The organism is Luteimonas mephitis DSM 12574, from assembly GCF_000422305.1.
GTDB lineage: Bacteria > Pseudomonadota > Gammaproteobacteria > Xanthomonadales > Xanthomonadaceae > Luteimonas > Luteimonas mephitis.
The window spans coordinates 374630-392448 of sequence record NZ_KE383816.1; the positions used below are offsets into that span (position 1 = coordinate 374630).

14 protein-coding genes are annotated in these 17819 nt (G+C 62.5%); all 14 read right to left on the bottom strand.

Annotation, left to right across the window (positions count from 1 at the left end; all coding sequences use genetic code 11):
• Window positions 1-20: 20 nt before the first annotated feature.
• The 14 genes from H570_RS0111695 to H570_RS18285 all read right to left on the bottom strand — a co-directional run bounded on the left by H570_RS0111695 (window position 21) and on the right by H570_RS18285 (window position 17818).
• A complete protein-coding gene (locus H570_RS0111695; RefSeq protein WP_027080898.1) occupies window positions 21-2114 on the bottom strand; it encodes an ArnT family glycosyltransferase in 2094 nt (697 codons plus the stop codon).
• Between the two features lie 27 nt (window positions 2115-2141).
• Complete coding sequence (gene rffA / locus H570_RS0111700; protein WP_027080899.1) at window positions 2142-3278, bottom strand: dTDP-4-amino-4,6-dideoxygalactose transaminase; 1137 nt, start codon at window positions 3276-3278, stop codon at window positions 2142-2144.
• Between the two features lie 14 nt (window positions 3279-3292).
• Window positions 3293-3610, bottom strand: a complete 318-nt coding sequence (locus H570_RS18645) for an SMR family transporter (RefSeq protein ID WP_156899958.1) — start codon at window positions 3608-3610, stop codon at window positions 3293-3295.
• Window positions 3607-4149: an acyltransferase gene (locus tag H570_RS18955; RefSeq protein ID WP_051176341.1), complete on the bottom strand. Its 543-nt coding sequence runs from the start codon at window positions 4147-4149 to the stop codon at window positions 3607-3609. The genes H570_RS18645 and H570_RS18955 overlap by 4 nt, the downstream gene beginning before the upstream one ends.
• A complete protein-coding gene (locus H570_RS18960) occupies window positions 4146-4526 on the bottom strand; it encodes a hypothetical protein (RefSeq protein ID WP_036136046.1) in 381 nt (126 codons plus the stop codon). Before H570_RS18960 ends, H570_RS18955 begins: the two co-directional genes overlap by 4 nt.
• Window positions 4514-5260 carry a sulfotransferase family protein gene (locus tag H570_RS0111720; protein WP_169447775.1) on the bottom strand — a complete coding sequence of 249 codons (747 nt, stop codon included), beginning with the start codon at window positions 5258-5260 and terminating at the stop codon, window positions 4514-4516. The genes H570_RS18960 and H570_RS0111720 overlap by 13 nt, the downstream gene beginning before the upstream one ends.
• Window positions 5253-6188, bottom strand: coding sequence for a glycosyltransferase family 2 protein (locus H570_RS0111725; protein ID WP_027080903.1), 936 nt, complete (start codon window positions 6186-6188; stop codon window positions 5253-5255). The genes H570_RS0111720 and H570_RS0111725 overlap by 8 nt, the downstream gene beginning before the upstream one ends.
• Window positions 6189-6457: 269 nt before the next feature.
• Window positions 6458-9166 carry a glycosyltransferase gene (locus tag H570_RS0111730; RefSeq protein ID WP_027080904.1) on the bottom strand — a complete coding sequence of 903 codons (2709 nt, stop codon included), beginning with the start codon at window positions 9164-9166 and terminating at the stop codon, window positions 6458-6460.
• A 245-nt stretch (window positions 9167-9411) separates the two neighbouring features.
• Window positions 9412-11349 carry a sulfotransferase family protein gene (locus tag H570_RS0111735; protein ID WP_027080905.1) on the bottom strand — a complete coding sequence of 646 codons (1938 nt, stop codon included), beginning with the start codon at window positions 11347-11349 and terminating at the stop codon, window positions 9412-9414.
• 90 nt (window positions 11350-11439) lie between these two features.
• A complete protein-coding gene (tagD, locus tag H570_RS0111740) occupies window positions 11440-11832 on the bottom strand; it encodes a glycerol-3-phosphate cytidylyltransferase (protein WP_027080906.1) in 393 nt (130 codons plus the stop codon).
• On the bottom strand, window positions 11829-14591 hold the full coding sequence (locus H570_RS0111745; protein ID WP_169447776.1) for a CDP-glycerol glycerophosphotransferase family protein: 2763 nt from the start codon (window positions 14589-14591) through the stop codon (window positions 11829-11831). Before H570_RS0111745 ends, tagD begins: the two co-directional genes overlap by 4 nt.
• Window positions 14588-15142 carry a hypothetical protein gene (locus H570_RS18655; protein WP_084500131.1) on the bottom strand — a complete coding sequence of 185 codons (555 nt, stop codon included), beginning with the start codon at window positions 15140-15142 and terminating at the stop codon, window positions 14588-14590. Before H570_RS18655 ends, H570_RS0111745 begins: the two co-directional genes overlap by 4 nt.
• Before the next feature lie 65 nt (window positions 15143-15207).
• Window positions 15208-16617 (bottom strand): class I SAM-dependent methyltransferase, encoded by a 1410-nt coding sequence (locus tag H570_RS17410; RefSeq protein ID WP_051176342.1) that lies wholly within the window; start codon window positions 16615-16617, stop codon window positions 15208-15210.
• Between the two features lie 49 nt (window positions 16618-16666).
• Window positions 16667-17818: an ABC transporter ATP-binding protein gene (locus tag H570_RS18285; protein WP_051176343.1), complete on the bottom strand. Its 1152-nt coding sequence runs from the start codon at window positions 17816-17818 to the stop codon at window positions 16667-16669.
• Between the last annotated feature and the right edge of the window lies 1 nt (window position 17819).

The following is a 17819-nucleotide window of genomic DNA, read 5'->3' on the forward strand; positions in this document are numbered from 1 at the left end:
GCGGCGAGCCCACCCGCGCGTCACGGTGAGGGAACAGCCTCGACTTGCTTGCCCGTCGTGGTGGTCGGCACAGGCGATGGCTTGGGCATCGCCTGTTTGCGCGCCACCTTGTTGCGGTAGACCTCGATCGCCGGGCCGCCGTCGCGATGGAACCTTTGCACCGGTTCCAGGTGCAGGCGTTGCGCCAGCACTTTCGACGGAGCCTGTTTCCCGCCCCGACCCAGCGCCCCGACCTTCCTGAGCCACGGTACGTAGGCGGTCGGGCTCGTGACCAGGTACTCGCCCGGCGCCAGCCTCCCGGATTCTGCGATCTTGTCCAGCGACACCATTCGCGTCGGGGCAAAAAGCTGCGGCGCCAGCGAAACCAGCTCGATCTCGCCCGAAAGCCGGGCACGGGTCAGCGGCGTTCCCTGCTTGCCGCAGGTGTACCAGCACATGGCATAGGCGGGAATCTGGGCGCCAACGTGCAGCTTGAGGTCCTGCAGATTCGACTTGAGCGCCGGCTTGTCCATGTCCCAGGTGTAGGTGAAGCATCGCCCCATCACGCCGGCCTGGCCCGCATTGCAGGGCGATCGCTTGGGCTTGTAACAGCTCTTTCCGTTGCAAAGCCGCAGCTTCCCGTTCACGCGCGCGGCCGTCCCAGAACCCAGGCTGATGCGCAACTGTGGAACCTTCGTCGATTCGCTGAAGTCCCGGTACTCGCCTTCGTACAGGCGGCGCTCGAACAGTGCATGCAGGGAGTCGAATTTCTCGCGCTTGAAGATGAACACGCGCGAGAAGCGAGCGGCACTCCGATAATCACCAAAGGAGTATGCCCGGGGAAGGATGTAGTTCTTCTCGTAGGAATAGGTCAATGGGACGCGGTTCGCGGCGTTGACATATAGCCATCGGCGCGCGGTTTCTCGATTGGTGACCTGCGTATGCCCCTTGCGCTGCTGTGCGAGCGCGCGGGCATCGACCCAGAGGATGCCCGCCGCCAAGACCAGGAGCCCGACCGTCACCCATCGCTGCTCGCGTGGCCCGACCCGGCCACGTATCCACTCCACCAGGCAGGCGATGCCAAGCCATCCCGCCGCCCTGACCGCATCAGCGAATGGAAGCAGCCAGTACTCGCGGGGGAAGTTGGATACGGCGAACGGGAGTATCCCGACCAGGGTGGCAAGCAGCAATCCCGCGCTTCTGCGCCAGCGCAAGACAGCAAGCCACATGAACAGCATGAAGAGCCACGCGAGCGACTCGATGCTCAATGCCAGCTTCCCGAGCATGGCGATTCGGTCGCCGAGGGAATTGGCCTCGCTGGTGAAGTGCGAACCGCTCAGGTGGTTGCCGGCGGCCGAGAGGATGCCCGCGAAGTTGTACCGCGGCTGCAGCGCGAAGGCAGCGGCTATGGCCACGACCGTCGCGACGGCCATCATGGAGCCCCGCTGCTTCCAGCTTCGGGGCCTGTCCGGCTCGTCGATGGCCAGAGCAACGACCAGCGCGAAGTACACCAGCGCCGAGTACTTGCACGCGATTGCCGCGCCGATCGCCAGGCCTACGACGTAGGGCGTGGAGCGCGTGCGTCCCACGGCCAAGGCGTAGATGGCGACCGCGACGAACAGCGACACCAGCGAATCGGCGCGGATGTAGTTGGCGTAGCGCCACGTATCGGCCGAAAACAGGAATCCAAGGACGAACAGGACCGCCACCAGGCGCTGCCCCGTGATCTTGATGATGACCTTGGCCAGCAACAGCGCAGTCAGGACATCGGCAAGCGCATAGACGAAGCGCGTGACCCGGTACGCGCCCTCGTCCTGAAACAACAGGTAGATGCCATCCGCGTAGCTCGACACCACGCCCACTGCCTGCAGGGCCAGCGATGACAACGCCAGGGCCGCGGCGGCGATGTACATGCCCAGATGCCCGTAGCCGGACCACTGCGGCTGCCAGCCGCCGCCCGCGATCGCGACGGCATTCATGACGATCTCCGACTCGTCGACCTTCTGGCCCCCGTAGAAGAAGGCGCTTGTGCACAGCATCAGCGCGACACCGGCGGCCAGCAACAGCCAGGACGCAATGCGCCAGAATTTCGGCCAATTCGGCATGGTCGGCATCGCCGGCTTCCAGGAGGACATTCTTATCGATCCTTTGTATTGGGGGAGTTACAGGCCTGCAAGCACTTCATCGCACACCTCGAGAACCTCGTCGAGCCGGTCCTGCATTCCTATCCACAGCGGCAACCTGACGATCCTGTCGCTCACCGAGTCCGTGATGGAAAGGTCGCCATGCGCGCGACACAGGCGCTTCCCCGCGGGAGACGAGTGCAGTGGCACGTAGTGGAAAACCGATCCAACCCCAGCGGATTTCAGTCCCTCGATGAAGACCGTGCGCGCCTCGAGGCCCGGAAGCAGCAGGTAGTACATGTGCGCATTGTGTACGCAATGCGCGGGGATGATGGGACGGCGCGCGCGGCCTTCGAGTTCGTGACTGGCCGCCCATGCGTGGTAGCGGGCCCAGATCTCCAGCCTCTGGCGCGTGATCGCCTCCCCCTGCTCGAGCTGGGCGGCGAGGAATGCCGCGGTGATCTCCCCCGGCAAGTAGGACGAACCTACGTCGACCCATGTGTACTTGTCGACATGCCCTCGGAAGAACTGGCTTCGATTGGTGCCCTTCTCGCGGATGATCTCTGCGCGCCGGCCGTCCGCCTTGTCATTGATGAGCAGCGCCCCGCCTTCACCGGAGATGATATTCTTGGTTTCATGGAAGCTCAGCGCGCCGAACGCGCCAATGCTGCCCAGCGGCCTGCCCCGGTACGTCGAGAAGATGCCCTGGGCCGCATCCTCCACCACCTTGAGCCCGTGCGCGGCAGCGATGGCCATGATCGGATCCATCTCGCAAGCCACCCCCGCGTAATGCACCACGCAGATGGCACGGGTCCGGGCTGTGATCGCGGCTTCGATCAGGGTTTCGTCGATGTTCAACGTATCAACGCGGATATCGACGAACACCGGCGTGGCACCACGCAGGACGAACGCATTGGCGGTGGAAACGAACGTGAACGAGGGCATGATCACCTCGTCCCCCGGCTTCAGGTCCAGCAGCAACGCCGCCATCTCCAGGGCCGCGGTGCATGAGTGCGTCAACAGGGCCATCTGGCACCCCGTGCTTTGCTCCAGCCACCGATGGCAACGCTTGGTGAACTCGCCATCGCCGGAGAGATGGCCATTGGCATGCGCTTGGGCAATGAATTCCAGCTCATGCCCCGTCATGTACGGGCGATTAAATTTGATGTTGTTCACTGTGTCTCGTACCACTATGTTCCGTACAGATTGAAGACGAAAACGCCGGCCAGGATGAACCCCAAGCCCGCCCACTGCCGGGCCGAGTATCGTTCGCCGAACAATGACATCGCGGCGAACACGACTAGCAACTGCGTGATTGCGGTGCTGCTGTAGACCGTCGCGAGGCTCAGCTCGTGAAGGGCCAGGAACGAAGCCGCCGGCGCAACGCAGAACATGGCGATCGCGCCCCCGGTCATTGGCCGCGAACGCCGTTCGGACGCAAGCTTGAAGACCACCTGCCCCGCCGCGGTCGCGGCCAACGCAAGCGCAAGCCAAGCCCAGCCACTCACGTCACGACATCCCTCATCCGCACCACCCTGGCGGGCACCCCGGCGACGATGGCTTGTGCAGGCACGTCCCGATTTACGACGGCACCTGCAGCAACGACGGCTCCAGCGCCGATACGCACGCCCTGGAGCACGACGCAGGCCGCGCCCAGCCACACCCCGTCCTCCACGTCGATATCGCCCGCGACTTCGTCCAGTTCGCCCTTCATCGGGTCGTGCCCCGCGGAATGGAAGCGGACATTGGGCGCAATCCTGACGCCTGAACCGATGCGAATCCGTGCCCGGGCTACCATCCCCGGATAGAACTCGGCGCCCCGGTTGATGCTGACATCATCGCCAATCTCGACCAGCCATGGATACTTGAAGTAAACGCCGTGGTCAATCAGTACGCCCCGGCCGCACCGGGCAAGGAACACGCGCCATGCCAGGGTCCGGAGCGGACCCGGAAACACCTCGAGAACGGCATGCCCCCAGTGGATCGCCCAGGCATACAAGCCATTGATGGCACGCTTCGAGCGCAGGGAGGTCGGAAGCGCGGTCATCGCGCCTTGCCCTTGTGCGGACCGAATGCCATCAGCGCCACCCCCAGCGTGATCAGCATCGTGCCGCCGATCTGCGCCCACGCGATCGCTTCGCCGCGCCAATAGGAAAGCATCAGCACCAACGGGAAGAACAAGGCGGTGAACGGATAGGTAAGGCTCAGCGGGAATCGGCGGTGCGCAAAACCCCAGACGAGGAAACGCAATCCGTTCAGCACCACGGCGGCGGCGACTGCCCCTGCGGCCAACAGGTCCCATCGCAACTCGCGCTTGGCCGCAACGTCCAAGATCCATGCCGCCACCAGCTGGATGGCAACGGTCAACAGCACCAGCCCCAACGGCAGCAACCGGCCGCGCCATGCTTGCCTCACCCCGTCCATGAGGACGTGTCCACCTGCCATTCATCCGCCAGGCGCCGGTTGCTTTCGCGGTAACGGCGGGAGAGGCGGAGCAGCGATTCCGGGTCGATACCCTCGGCGTCGCCCGCGGCATTGATCCGGGACCGGCCCGGTTCAATCGCATCCGGGCACAGGCCGAGCCGGGCCAGCAATCGCGCCAATGCGCCGGTGCCCTGCTCGAACAGCGCCTCGCTGGTGACCACGAGAAGCTGCTCGCGGGGAAAGTGTCGCGCCCATACCTCGAGGTGGCGGACGTAGTCCCCGCGCGCCGCATAGGCGAACGGGCATACCGAGTAGAGGTCCCGATCCCAACGTGCGCAGCGATCCTGCTCAGCATCAAGCGCGCGCGCGAAATCGAGGTCCTCAATCCCATTGTCCCTGCTGAAACGCCAGTTGGAGTACGCGCGCTGGACGGGGTCCCGCAGGATCACGATGATGCACGCCTGCGGCAGCATGGCCTTGATCCGCACCGCAGAAGACTCATGCTCGATGTAGGACGTGCTCTTTTCCACGAGCAAGCGCTCGTTGCCGAGATGTCCGAAGTGGATCGACAAGTATTCTTCGTAGCGCTCCGGGCCCAAATCGCCGCGAAGGAAGAACTTTGGCTCCGGTCGCAGCGGCCTGGCCATGCAGGCGTCCGGATGGCAGTCCAGCGCCTGGTACAGGAACGTCGTCCCCGATCGCTGCGCCCCCACGATGATCGCGTGATCACGCATCGGCATCCACTCGCTCGGCCACCATGTAGGGATCGGCAACGCTGATCTGGTTGAGGATGCGAACGACGTACTCGCCGAGAATTGCCACCATCACCATGAGCACGCCGTTGAGGAAGGCCAGCAGCACCACCAGCGTCGTCCAACCGGGCACTTGGCTCTTAGAGAACATGCCATCGACCAGGTAGAAGATGCCGAGCGCAAAGGCTATCGTTGCAACCCCCATTCCTACGGCGGCAACCACCCGCAACGGAAATGAGGAGTAATTGAAGAGAATGGCACTTACCAGAAAGGCAATCTTGCGCCAGTTGTAGTTGCTGCTCCCCACCTTGCGCGAATGATGCTCCACGTCGGCGTTGGCGGCCCGGGCAGCATACAGCAGGCATAAGCCGGGGATGTAGGGATACGGCCCCCGATAGGCGTTGATGCGATCTACCACATCGCGCCTGATTAGCCTGAAATTGCTTAGCGTAAGGTCCCGCGGCTGGCCGAATATCCTGCGATTCAGCTCGCGGATCACCCTGCTCCCCAGTTTGCGATAGCCCGCATGCTGCTTCTGCCGGAACCTGCCGATGACAAGGTCGTGGCCTGCCTCGGCCTTCTCGACGAGCCTTGCGATCTCTTCTGGCGGATTCTGGAGATCGTCATCCATCGTTACCAGCCAGCGGCCGCGGGAAGCCCGGAACCCGCAAAGGTTGGCTGCGTGTTGTCCACTGTTGCGCAACAGGTTGATTGCGATCACGCGCGGGTCGCGGCGCGCGATGTCCGCGATCACGTTCCAACTGTTGTCCGGGCTGGCATCGTTTACCAGAATGATCTCGAACAACTCGTCGAACTGCTCGAAGAACTTGACTGTCCGAAGCACGGTGTCAGCGACAACCGCCTCGCTGTTGTAGACCGGAATGACCACGCTGTAACTTGGTGTTTCCATTCAGGCTCCATTCCGGGCGCGATTCGGTCAGTGATTCTCTAGGAGAGATGCTCCGGGCTGCATGAGCGATCCGTCCGCCATACTGCCGGTATGATAGCGAAGCCGTGGGGGCCATCCGTGGTCCGGTATCGCCGGCGAACGCAGGGGCGCGCTGACGAAAGCCTCCCCTGCCCGTTGCCGGCCAACCAGGGCCCCCCTTCCCCGCCTGCACGCCGATCCCAGTCGGCTACTTCGCGCCCGAAAATCTCCAGCCCGCTCCGTGACGTCGTTTATTGAGCGCGGATGACGGGCAAGTCTTCCGAACGACGATCCAGCAACCCCTGGTAGACGTCGCGATAGTGCAACGACATCGCAGCGGTGGTGTTGTGCTGTCCTTCTGCCGCCTGCCAGTCCAGGACCGCCTGCACGCGGCGGGCGTAGCCCGCAGTATCGGCCAACGCCGTTTCCAGTGCCAGCAGGATATCGTCAGGCTGGCTGTCCGGCGGAATCAGCCACCCTGCCCCGGAAGCACGTATCCGGTCGCCGACTGCGCCGATGTCCATCGCAAGCACGGGGATTCCGCAGGACCACATTTCAGTCAGCGTGTGGCAGTACGTCTCCGGCCAGATCGACAGGATCATGCCCAGCGTCGGCCGGATCTTCGCGACGCGTTCGGAGAAGGAAGCCCTGTCGTATCGGCCATGCTGGACGCCCACACCTTGCAAGCCCTGCGCAACCGCACCGAGCAGGTGGAACTCGAATCGCTTCCCGTTATCGGATTTCGCCATCTGGCGGATCAGCTCACTCCCCTTTGCGGGGCCGATGTTGCCGGGAATCAGGACGCGCGAGGGGCTCGCGGAATTGGGGGGCTCGGCCGTCGCCGTGTAGCCGGCGAAATCGCGGCCGTGCGGAATCACGCGAACCCGGCCAGCGAGCATCGGGTAGTTCGATTCTATCAGGGCGGCAGCAGACGATGCGGTCGTGATGAAGGCATTGCAACTCGAGAAAAAACGCTCGAAGCGCGCACGCCAATGATGAATGAATTTGTGCTTGAGCTCGGGCACCGGGCTTGCAGGCCAGAGTGCGCTGGTGCAATTGCCCTCGCCCGGCGTGCAGCGCCCTCCGCAATACCGCAAGTCATGGTCAAGGAGGTTGTGCGATGCACAGATGGAATAGAAGTCATGGAGCGAATAGACGACCGGGATGCCAATGGCCTGCGCGATCTCGGCAAGATTCATGCTGTGCCATGCGATATGGCGGATGTGCAGCAACTGTATCGAGTATCGATAGAGGAAGTCCGCCACGGTCTGGTCGTACTGGTCCGAGGCATGGGCCGTCGGTTCTACCCGGACGGCGAGTTCGACTTTCTCGCGCGGGCGCAACTCGTCGCCAACGAGTTCATACAGGCTGATCAGCCCGCCGTCGCACTGCAGGAGGAAGCAGTCGTAGGCATCGTCCAGCGCGCGCATCAGGTCCATGTTTGTCTGCGGCGTCCCGCCGGTCTGCGTCGAGATCACGAACAGCATGCGACGCCTGGCAGGCACCGTTTCCGCGGCACGAACCGCCTTGCCGATCCGGGCGCGCAGCGCATTGAACTCCATGTCCCGGAATCGTCTGGTCAGCGCCTTGTACTCGGGGAAATCCTGCGCCAGCTGGCTTGCGCCCGCCTGGAGAAGCGCGGTCTTCTCCTCGCGAAAGCTTTGCGACCGCTTATGGAAGACAAGCGCCTTGTCGCAGACCACGTTGCGCCAGCCCGCGCGCACTGCGCGCATGCAGAAGTCATTTTCCTCCCCGTAGCCGCGGGGGTACTTGCGCTCGTCAAAGGCTCCCAGGTAATCGAGCGCGGACCTGCGCATATACATGCAGAATCCGTTGCCGGTCGGGACCTCCAGCAGCGCGCCTGTCGTCGCGAACGTGACGGCGCGGGCGAAGCCTGCGTTGTCCATGCCTTGTGGGACAAGGTTCTCCTCGCCAATCACGGGAACGGAGAACGCGCCGGCATTGTTGGATAGCGCAGTCACCGTCGCCACGCGATCTAGTGCATACACGGCATATCTGAGGTTGTGCAGCCATCGCTCGGTGACCACCGTGTCGCTATTCAGCAGCACGACATCGTTCCCCGGGAGCGCCGCGATCCCCTTGTTGACGGTCCGGGTGTAACCGAGGTTCTCGGCATTCCTTTCGACCACGAAGCGCGGCCGGTCGCCATAGCGGTCGAGAAGAGTCCGCATACCAGGCTGCGTGCTGCAGTCGTCGATGACGAGTACGCGCGACCAAGGGGGCAAATGCTCGGCCAGCGATGCCAGGCACTCGGACACGGCATCGAGCGCATTGTAAACAGGCACCAGCACCGTGACAGGCTGCACCAGCCCCCCCCGGACGGCCGACAGGTACCTTGCCGCTGCGGCGGCCATGGGTGGATGCTTCAGCGCGACCGTGCGGGGGCTGCGCTTGAGCGAATTCCCCGTCAGCTTGACCCTGACGTCCAGTTCCGTCCCCTCGGGGAAGACATTGGATGTCCACGACATCTCGAAGCCGGCGTTTTCACCGTCGTATCCGAGCCGTCCCACATCGACGCGGGGACGATTGCTGGAGAACGGCATGACCAACTCGCCGTCGGCATACAACTCCAGTTCAACCGCGCTGCCGGGACGCAACGTATCCACCACCCAGCCCGAGATTTTCCCCCGCTCCATGCGATCGACGTAACCGTCGAAACGGACGCGGTCTCGCTCGCGTGCGAGCAGGTAACCGACAAAACCGGAGACCGAGGCGTGCGTGTCGGTCGTGCTATGGGCAGCGGCATCGAACGACGGGCCCGGCGATCGGCCGAGGCGACCGCCAAACCGGACGTAGTGCTCCGCCGGGTCCATGTCCAGCAGGCCGACATCGGGGTACTGCTCCAGATACCACGACTCGTCGAAGATCTCGGAACCACGGACCAGCGCGACCTGCTTCCGGACACTGATGGTGTCCGCCGTCACCGGCTCGTTGCTCATGGAAGTCGACTGTGTTGGCATGGGGATCCTGTCTCAGTTCGTGGCAACGTCGTGCAGGGGATTCAGGCGACGGCGACGGCACGCGTCTTTGGCAACCATCCCGATCGCACCCCTGCCCGCTTGCATCCAGGGCCGCACGAAGGCACCACGCGCGTCCGTGCTTCCCGAACGCTCGGCCCAGTGTTCGGAGAACAACCATTGCAGCGCTTCACTCACGCTCGCCCCTGGATGCCTGACTACCGATCTCAAGGATGTTCCGCCGGCTTCGCTTCGCGCTCATTATCCAATCGCTGTCGGATGTAGTGAACCAGCGGATTGCACCCAGATGCGGCCATGCCCGGACATGAGTCGCGATAGGCGACGGTCTTGAACTCTTCGCTTGGGTCCCGCCCTTCGATTGCACCATGCAACAGATAGTGTTCGATCGGATCGGCACCGCTCGCAAGGACGTCGGGATTCATCACAAGGTACCAGGCATCATCGAACAGACCCGACGCGCGAATGAGCTCGGCGTCCCTTCGCACCGCGGGATCCTGCGCTCGCGCGTCGTCCCGCCTGAACCTTCCAGCCAACCATCTCACGGGCATGGTGGCGCGCCAGGAACGGCTGGCCTTCATCCCCTCGACCTCGCGCCACACGGCATCATGGAGGCGCCGCGCAGCCCGAACCCGCGCCTTCAACATGGCGTTCGCGCGATTCTGATCAGCCAACCTCCTGCGCACCAGCTCGCTTGCCTCACGCCGATCCGCCAGCTCCGCGTGCATGCCCGCGACTTCGGTCCGCCGCTTTCCCTCCAATCGAGCAGCCTCCGCGAGCTTCGCATCCAGTTCGCGGCCTGACGCCTGCGAGGCGGCCAGCGCCGCCTCCGCTTCCGCCAGCAGGCGTGTCAGCAGTACCGTCTCGCTAATCATGCGGCCAGCACTTTTATCCGCCATTGCTTTTTTTTCGGCAGCAACCCTCAGTTGCTCCCGGCTCGCAGCAAGGTCGCGCTCCCGCGCCGCCAATGCACTGCGAAGAGTTTCAGAATCCTTCGCCTGGGTGGCGATCACGTCCTGCATCTTGGCGTTCTGTTCGCCCAACGATGCGACCTGCTTGCGTTGTTCCTCGTTGACAGCCGCATACTCGGAAAGCCGCGCAGCCATCTCCTCCAACGCCAGCGCGAAATGAGCGCTTCCCTTCGCCAGCGCGCCAATCTCGTTGATCCCCTTTTGCACTCCATCGGAAATCGCCGCCAAGGCGACCCGCTGCTGTCCCAGCCCCTTTTGCATCCTGTCGACTGCCGGCAACATGGCCGCGACGGCGCGGTTGCGCTCAAGCTCCTTTTGCTTGCGCTCCGCATCCGCGCAACGCCTCTCCTGAGGCGTCACGACTGATGGCAGCGTGGACTCGTAGCCAGCAAGAACCTCGTGCAGCTGCTTGTTCATGGAAGCGAACCGGGCTGGGGATGCCTTGCCATTGGACACCGCCTGGTAGAGCGCATTCTGCGGCGCGGTCGAGAACTCTCGCAGGTCCTCACGCATCTCGCGCTCACGATAGAGCCGCTCGTCGACAAATTTCGAGATCTCGTTTTCCAGTGGTTGCCGGAGACCGGCCACCCCCAGATCTTCCAGCTCCCGACCGAGGCGAGAAACCACGTCGCCCGGCCGCGTCATGAGGTCGCGATGCGCGACGGTGATGCCCGCAAGGCCTTCGCTGGCGAGGTGAGCAGACATCACATAGCGCTGCCACAGTGCCAGTCCGACCTCGATCGGAATCTGGTTTCTGGTTTGCAGGCTTGCAGCGACTTCCACCGGGGATCGATGGATATGGATGCAGACCGGGGTTTCCAACACCCTCCGCCACAGGGGCAGCAGCAGGCACAACCGCGGTTCCTTGATGAACCATGGTCGGTGGGCATCCATCTCCAGAACGATGTTGCCGGCACGAAGGAGGAACTCCTCGACCACGTCGCCCGGCAGTTCGCTGATTTCGAAACCCGAGATGCGATTCCAGTCGCAGCCAGCCGAATGGAGCACGAAATCATTCAGCGCCCTGACGTCCCTGCGCTCCCAGAACCCCTTTGGATTCTCGCTGTTCGCACCCGTGCCGATCCCTTCGGCGCCGAAATAGACGCCCATCAGGTTCAGCAACCTCGCAAGCACTGACGTGCCCGATCGGTGCATGCCTAGCACGATCAGCTGCATACCATCCCCGGGTGCGCAAGAAGTTGGGGCGGGCTTGGGTACTCTCGTTTACCGGGGAACAATTGCCGCCTCCTTCTCATTCGCATGACATCAGCTCGACGAATCCAGCGACATCTTGATCTCGGTCGTCGATATTTCCGCCGTTCTTGGCAAGTACACCACTTCGCAATACTGCGACAGTGCATCGAACCTTCCAGACCAATCGGCCCCCATCACGAAGACATCCGCACCGTAGCGCATGATGTCACCCGCCTTCTGGTCCCAGTCCCGTTCGGGGAACACCTCGTCCACGTAGCGGATGGACTCCAGCACGGCCTTCCTGTTCTCGTAGTTCAGCAACGATGACTTGTGCTTGCCGCGGTTGAATTCATCGGTTGAGAGTCCAACCACAAGTCTGTCGCCCAGTGCGCGGGCGCGCCTGAGCAGGTTGACGTGCCCCACGTGGAGGATATCGAATGTTCCATAGGTAATCACCGTCTTCATTCGATACCTCCGGGTCCGGCTATTGCATCAAGGAAGCCGGCCGATTCAACCCCTGAGTCCTCGCGCACGTAAAGCTGCCTGACCTTCATGGCGACGCGCCATGAATTGCTGTCATCTGCATGATCGAAGAATAACTGGCGCTTCCACTGATAACTGCACTCTGCCAGTTCCCCGACTGGTTCGAAGACTCTTTCCAATGCAGACATGAATCCGATGAAGTCTCGGCAGACGGGTCCCGGGAAAACATGCTCCATGTCATAGAAGAGACCACGCTCCGAGTTCGCATAATCGTCGTAGTCGTAAGCGAAGCTGACCATTGGTCGGCCTGTCAGCATAAAATCGATGAAGCAACTGGAGTAGTCGGTAACCAGGGCCGCGGCCTCCCGGTAAATAACCTCGACATCCGGAAAAAGCCGGTCCGACAGGTCCAGGGTGTCCGGACCTCGAAGCATGCTGAAGTAGGTACGGGCCTTGTCCGCCATGTGCTCCCGGACCCCCAGGACTGCGTTGTTCCTGCGCAACCAGCCATGCAGCGAATCAACCTCGTCGCTCGTGAAGCGGTAATACGCATCCTGCTGGCCGGCTTTGAACGTCGGCACGAACAGGACCAGGCGACGCCCCGCGCAGAGTTCGACGATGCGATTGCCCTGCGCGCGCAAGTCCGGCGGCAAGCGTTCGAAGCTGCGCGTGATGAAATCATGGCGTGGCAATCCAGTGCACCAGACCTGGTGATAGCTCAGCGGGTGGAATGCCGTGGCCATGGCCAGGGTGTCGACCTTGGACGAACTGATCACGGCCTTGCACTTCGAATGTTCGTTTGCAATCCCCTTCAAATTCCCCTTCATGTCGAGGGAGGCATAGCCAATGCGCTTCAATGGGATGCCGTGCCAGAGATTGATCAGGTTGTGCAGCCTGGGATTTACTGGAAACACCAGGTTGCGCGCAGGACTGTGCTTGATGAAGATCTGCTTCGCCCGCAGGAGGTGATACTGGCCTTCCGGGCTTTCCAGCGGCGCCACCACGACGTTCGCACCATCGACGGCGACGGGCTTGCCGCGGGTCAGGACGATCTTCTTGATCGACGGGTCGAATCGCACCTCCTCGAAGAGTGCGCGCTCGTTCCCGGCGAACGTGTTGTTGAATGCGCACGCCGGAAATGCCCACCAGTGATCGAACTTTGGCGTTTCCCGGTCCGCCTTCCTGAAATCATCGCCGCGAAGCACGACCGGCACGATGGTCCGCCCGTCGGCATCTTCGATAATGCTGAAACTGCGATGCAACTTCCCGTGATCCGACACGCGCAACAGGTTGCGCTCGATCATGTCGACCGGCGCCTCGGGTACAAGCGTCCGCACCGTTTCCTTCCAGCCAGCCAACCCCGGGGTGTCGTAGTGGTTCTCCGACAGGAAATAGCGCTTCAGGAACGGATACCCATTCCTGATCAGATCGAAGTGATAGCGGGTATAGATCGGATGGAATGGATAAAGGTGGTCGATGAAGGTATCGAACAGGTACTGCCTGCCAATGAGATAGTGGGTCAGCCCGATTTCGTACTTCTGGATGACACGCAACTTGGCGCTCTGCGGGCCAACCGCATCGAGCCGTCGCCGGAAGCCGGGGTCCTGGATAACCGGCTTGCGGTAAGCCAGGAAATAGGACCCGACATGGAAGTCGTACAGATAGTCGCGCTCATAGGCGTCCACCAGCGAGGATCGCACCTCTTCCATCGGAATAGGATCGCGGAAGCCGTTGCTGGCGGCTTCACGGGTCCGGGCGAGCCCCTTCGTGGCCTGGACGCCCCACCAATCGCAAGCCCTGGCATCCATCTTGGCGAACATCGGGGCCAACTCCCGAAGCAGGTAGCTGCTGTCGTTGGCAAGAATCAACTCATCGTACTGTCCGACGGTGCTCCAACCCACATGATCCCTGGCTAGCGCCGACCATGAGCCAAAATCGTAGGCGCCATGGCGATAGGCCCAGCACGCGCGGGTGAACGGCCGAAGTTTCTCGAGCTCCCCGTCCTGCATGACGCAGTCGGCCAGGTAGTAGACGTCGGCAAACCGGCTCAGTTCGCGCACGAAAGCAATAACGCAATCATCGACAACGCCGTCCGCGTCGTAACCTGCAAACAGGCAGATGCGTCGGACGCTTGCGCCGGCCGCGTAGGCGTGGCCGCTGCCGGGACGATATGGCTCCGGTCGGGTGGGATAGCCAGCGGCCTTGCCGACCAGTGCGTAATGCAGCAACGGGTTGATTGCCTCCCGGGAGGGATCCAGATGGCTGGACCAGTACCACCAGACGTCGAACTCCGGCATTGGCTTGCGAAGGCCACGCCAACCGTACCGGCAGAAATGCACCAGGGGATCCAGCCCCGCTGCGGCCACGTCCGGATTATTCTGCAGATAGTAGGGCGCATCAAAGAGCCCGCTGGCGACGAGCAGATCGATCTCGGCCTTCAGTTGCGGATCATCTGCATCCGGTGCTTTTTCAACTGCGCCGACGGATCCGGCGAGCGTCTTGCCCAATCCGTCCAGGGCGGCATTGGGGCCGATGCCGAGTTGCCGGCCATGGACAAGGTAGTGACGCAGTGGATCCAGGCAGCTGGCAGCTGCTTCAGGGCATCTGCCCAGATACCAGTCGCAGTCGAACCAACCGGACCTGCACAGGAACTCCATGCATGCGGCGACGTCATCCCCTCCTTCCTGGGATTCAGGCCCGTTCGCAACGGCGTGCACTTCGTCGGACACCTCGGCGCTCATTCCAGCGCAGTCCGCGACTGCTGGCTGTGCACAACCGGATTGATGCCGGAACGGCGACATTCCGGGTTCTGCGCAAGATAGTCTTCCGTACTGAAGTTCGGGCCTGGATCGCGACCTTCGGCGGCTCCGCAGCGCAGGTAGTGGGCCGCTGGGCTGACTCCAGCCAAAGCCACGTCGGGATAGTGTTGCAGGTACCAGGCTGGCTGGAAAACCTGCGACATTTCAATCAGCCGGGTGTGCTCCGCCTCGATACGGCTCGCCGTCGACTGCCAATGCCTGGCGAGGAAGCGCAGCCACGGCCAGCGGGAGACCAGGAATCGACGCCACGTGATCGGGGAGCCGGGCTCGCGCACCTCCCAATATGCACGCGAGAGCTCCCTGGCGAGGCATTCGGCAAGATATGTCGAAATCGCTTCGGCATTGCTGCCCCTCGCCTGCCAGTGCGCAACCTGCTCAGCAAGCGGCTCCTGCTCCGCGCGTACCTGCGCGAGTTCACGCCGGCAAACCAGCAAGGCTTCCGAGAGCTTGTGGGTGTCGCTTTGTGTCTCCATAGATTGCACCTGGTTCTCCGGCCAATTGTCATGCGGCCTTGTGGAACTGCCGTCGCGGCGCCCCATCATTCCGGCTTCGTCGGTTCCGCTACGCTCACCATGGACTTGATGACGCGTTGCGCCAGTCGCAGGGGCCGTCCGGAGGGGGTGCTTAGCGACAGCCCCTTCTTGCCGAGCTCGGCCAAACTGTTGATTCCTGGAACCGGGAAGTCGATGACGTAACCAAGCCTTGCATGCGCCAGCTTGAGATGGCGCTGCACATCCTTGCGCTCAACGGGCTCACCGAGATCAACGAAGTTCCGCTCTGCTCCTATGCCAACCACCAGTTGCGCCGGGATGTCGCCATTCTCGTCGACGGCCCATCCGCGCAGGATCACTCGCCCAGCGTGCGCTTGTACTTCGTCCACATACCCTGCAGGAGGCGACATCTTCTTCGAAGCCGCGGGTATACGACCGTAGCCGTCGACCTCCAGGATGCTTTGATTGAACGATTCGGCGTACTCATCCATCCCGGCCATCGGAGCCATTGAAGGGGTCAACCGTTCCCACTGCAGGACCACGGGCATGTAATCCGCCAGCAAGAACTGCTCTTTTACTTGTTCGTGGTACTTCAACGGCACAAATCCATCAAGGGCAAAATCGCCGCGACCATTCTCCGCATGCCACAACCGCACGAGGTCAGGACCGGCCTTCTCGTCGAAAACTCGCTGGATCGTCTTGTCGATCGTGAACGGCGAATAGTCTCGCGCCACCAGTTTCTTCAGCCTTGGAGACGCGTTCAACTGGCCCTTGGCTATGCGCTGGATGACGCCGTCACCCGAAACAACCGGCACCTTGGCGGGCAGGAACAGGTTAGATGCAATGCTGCTCTTGCCGTAACCTGGTGGCTGCATGAGCAAATAGGCGATCGGCCGCCTCCGCGACACATGGATGACGTGCCGCGGCACGGGATCGCCCGCCTGATCAACACTGGGTCCCATCCACTTCCACGCATATCCGGCCAAGGTCTGCGTGAGTTGCGCCATGCTGGGAAAGTAGCGCTCATCAATGCCGCGCTTGACCTTGACCCACTCCGCTCTTGGAGAAGATGCGATGCCCAGTTCCAGGATCAACACGCCGTCCTCGGTCAATGCGCCGGCCAATCGGTGCAGTAGTGCGGCTTGATCCTCGGCGTAATGCAGCGCGGACGCCAGCAGCACCACGTCAAACGGCCCTTCGGGCAACTCGCTCCAGTCACGCAGGTGGAACTCGCAGTCAGGAAACCGGTGCCGCGCCCGCGCAAGGAACGCCGCGGAGCGGTCGAGGCCAACCGATCGGCTGGCTCCCGCAAACTTGGCGAAGCCGCAAAAGAACCCCTCGTTGCAGCCCACGTCGAGGAAACTGCGCCCTGCAAGGTCCGGTAGCTTGAGCGCCTTGAGCTTCTCAAGCGTACGCGAGTCACCGCTGGCATCGGGAAAGGACTGGTACTGGGCCATGCTGCTGTGGATTTCCTTGGACTCCACCCGAAGGCGGCGGTGAAATACTCTACGAGGCTGGCTTGAGCTGGTTGGCCACGGAAGCCGCGATCCGCAGCGGTGTGTGGGTGTACTCGGCGGTTGCGCCAGCGAGAATGCGGGCCTCCGCAGCACCGAGTTCAGCCACGGTGATGAAGCTGGCCGGCAGCGGGACGGTCGCCAGGAATCCGCACTCGTCATTGCTCAAGCCGAAATGGCGCTTCACGTCCGGGCGCCGGATCCGTTCGATCGTCGATGCCGCGTGCCGCTGCCCATTCAGCTGCAGCGCCAAGCCTGAAGGAACCGCTCCTTCGGTATCAACAAACCATCCACGGATCACGCACGCATCACGCTCCACGGCAATCGCCTCGACGGCACCGAAGATCTGCGCCCCGCGCGATTCGGGCATATCCAGCGACGCTTCCCCGTCAGAGCGCAGCTTGGCCAGCAGCTCGTGATAGTACTTGAGCGACGCTGTGATATCCCCGGAGAACATGAGCCGGCCGCGCTCCAGGACGATGCCGCGGTTGCAGATGTCGCGCAGCAAACCGGTGCTGTGGCTGGCCAGCACGACGATCTTGCTGCCGCCCACGCGGCTCTGCATCCGCTCCTTGGCCTTGCGCATGAAATCGGCATCGCCCGCACCGACCCATTCGTCCATCATGATGATGTCGTGCTGCACGGACGTGGAGATCGCAAATCCCAAGCGCATCTTCTGCCCGGACGACAGCGTGCGTAGGCGATGGTTGACCTTTTCACGCAACCCGGAGAACTCGAGGATCTGGTCGATCTGGCCTCTGAGGAATGCCGCGCTGAGCCCCATCGCGATACCTCGCAGGTAGACGTTCTCCCGCACCGTCGCTTCGCCGTTGAAGCCTAGCGAGATGTTCAGCAGCGCCTGGCAGCTTCCATCGACCACCAGCCGGCCTTCACTGGGCTGGTAGACCCGGTTCAGCACGCGCAGCAGGGTGGACTTGCCGGCGCCATTGCGTCCGAGGATGGCCAGCCGATCTCCCTCCCGGAGTTCGAAGCTGATGTTGTCGAGCAGACGAAGCAACTGGCGCTTGGGTGGATCGAATGCCGCGCCGAAGAACAGTCCACCCCAGCCCGATGAAGTCCGCTCGCGTTGGAGGAACGCGGGGACATCCAGGCTGAGACCGTCGACCAGTACGTGTGCGGTCATC

Coding starts and splice junctions, on each gene's coding strand:
- H570_RS0111695 (WP_027080898.1), bottom strand. CDS start 2,114: ATGTCCTCCTGGAAGCCGGCGATGCCGACCATGCCGAATTGGCCGAAA.
- H570_RS18955 (WP_051176341.1), bottom strand. CDS start 4,149: ATGACCGCGCTTCCGACCTCCCTGCGCTCGAAGCGTGCCATCAATGGC.
- H570_RS18960 (WP_036136046.1), bottom strand. CDS start 4,526: ATGGACGGGGTGAGGCAAGCATGGCGCGGCCGGTTGCTGCCGTTGGGG.
- H570_RS0111720 (WP_169447775.1), bottom strand. CDS start 5,260: ATGCGTGATCACGCGATCATCGTGGGGGCGCAGCGATCGGGGACGACG.
- H570_RS0111725 (WP_027080903.1), bottom strand. CDS start 6,188: ATGGAAACACCAAGTTACAGCGTGGTCATTCCGGTCTACAACAGCGAG.
- H570_RS0111730 (WP_027080904.1), bottom strand. CDS start 9,166: ATGAGCAACGAGCCGGTGACGGCGGACACCATCAGTGTCCGGAAGCAG.
- H570_RS0111735 (WP_027080905.1), bottom strand. CDS start 11,349: ATGCAGCTGATCGTGCTAGGCATGCACCGATCGGGCACGTCAGTGCTT.
- tagD (WP_027080906.1), bottom strand. CDS start 11,832: ATGAAGACGGTGATTACCTATGGAACATTCGATATCCTCCACGTGGGG.
- H570_RS0111745 (WP_169447776.1), bottom strand. CDS start 14,591: ATGAGCGCCGAGGTGTCCGACGAAGTGCACGCCGTTGCGAACGGGCCT.
- H570_RS18655 (WP_084500131.1), bottom strand. CDS start 15,142: ATGGAGACACAAAGCGACACCCACAAGCTCTCGGAAGCCTTGCTGGTT.
- H570_RS17410 (WP_051176342.1), bottom strand. CDS start 16,617: ATGGCCCAGTACCAGTCCTTTCCCGATGCCAGCGGTGACTCGCGTACG.
- H570_RS18285 (WP_051176343.1), bottom strand. CDS start 17,818: ATGACCGCACACGTACTGGTCGACGGTCTCAGCCTGGATGTCCCCGCG.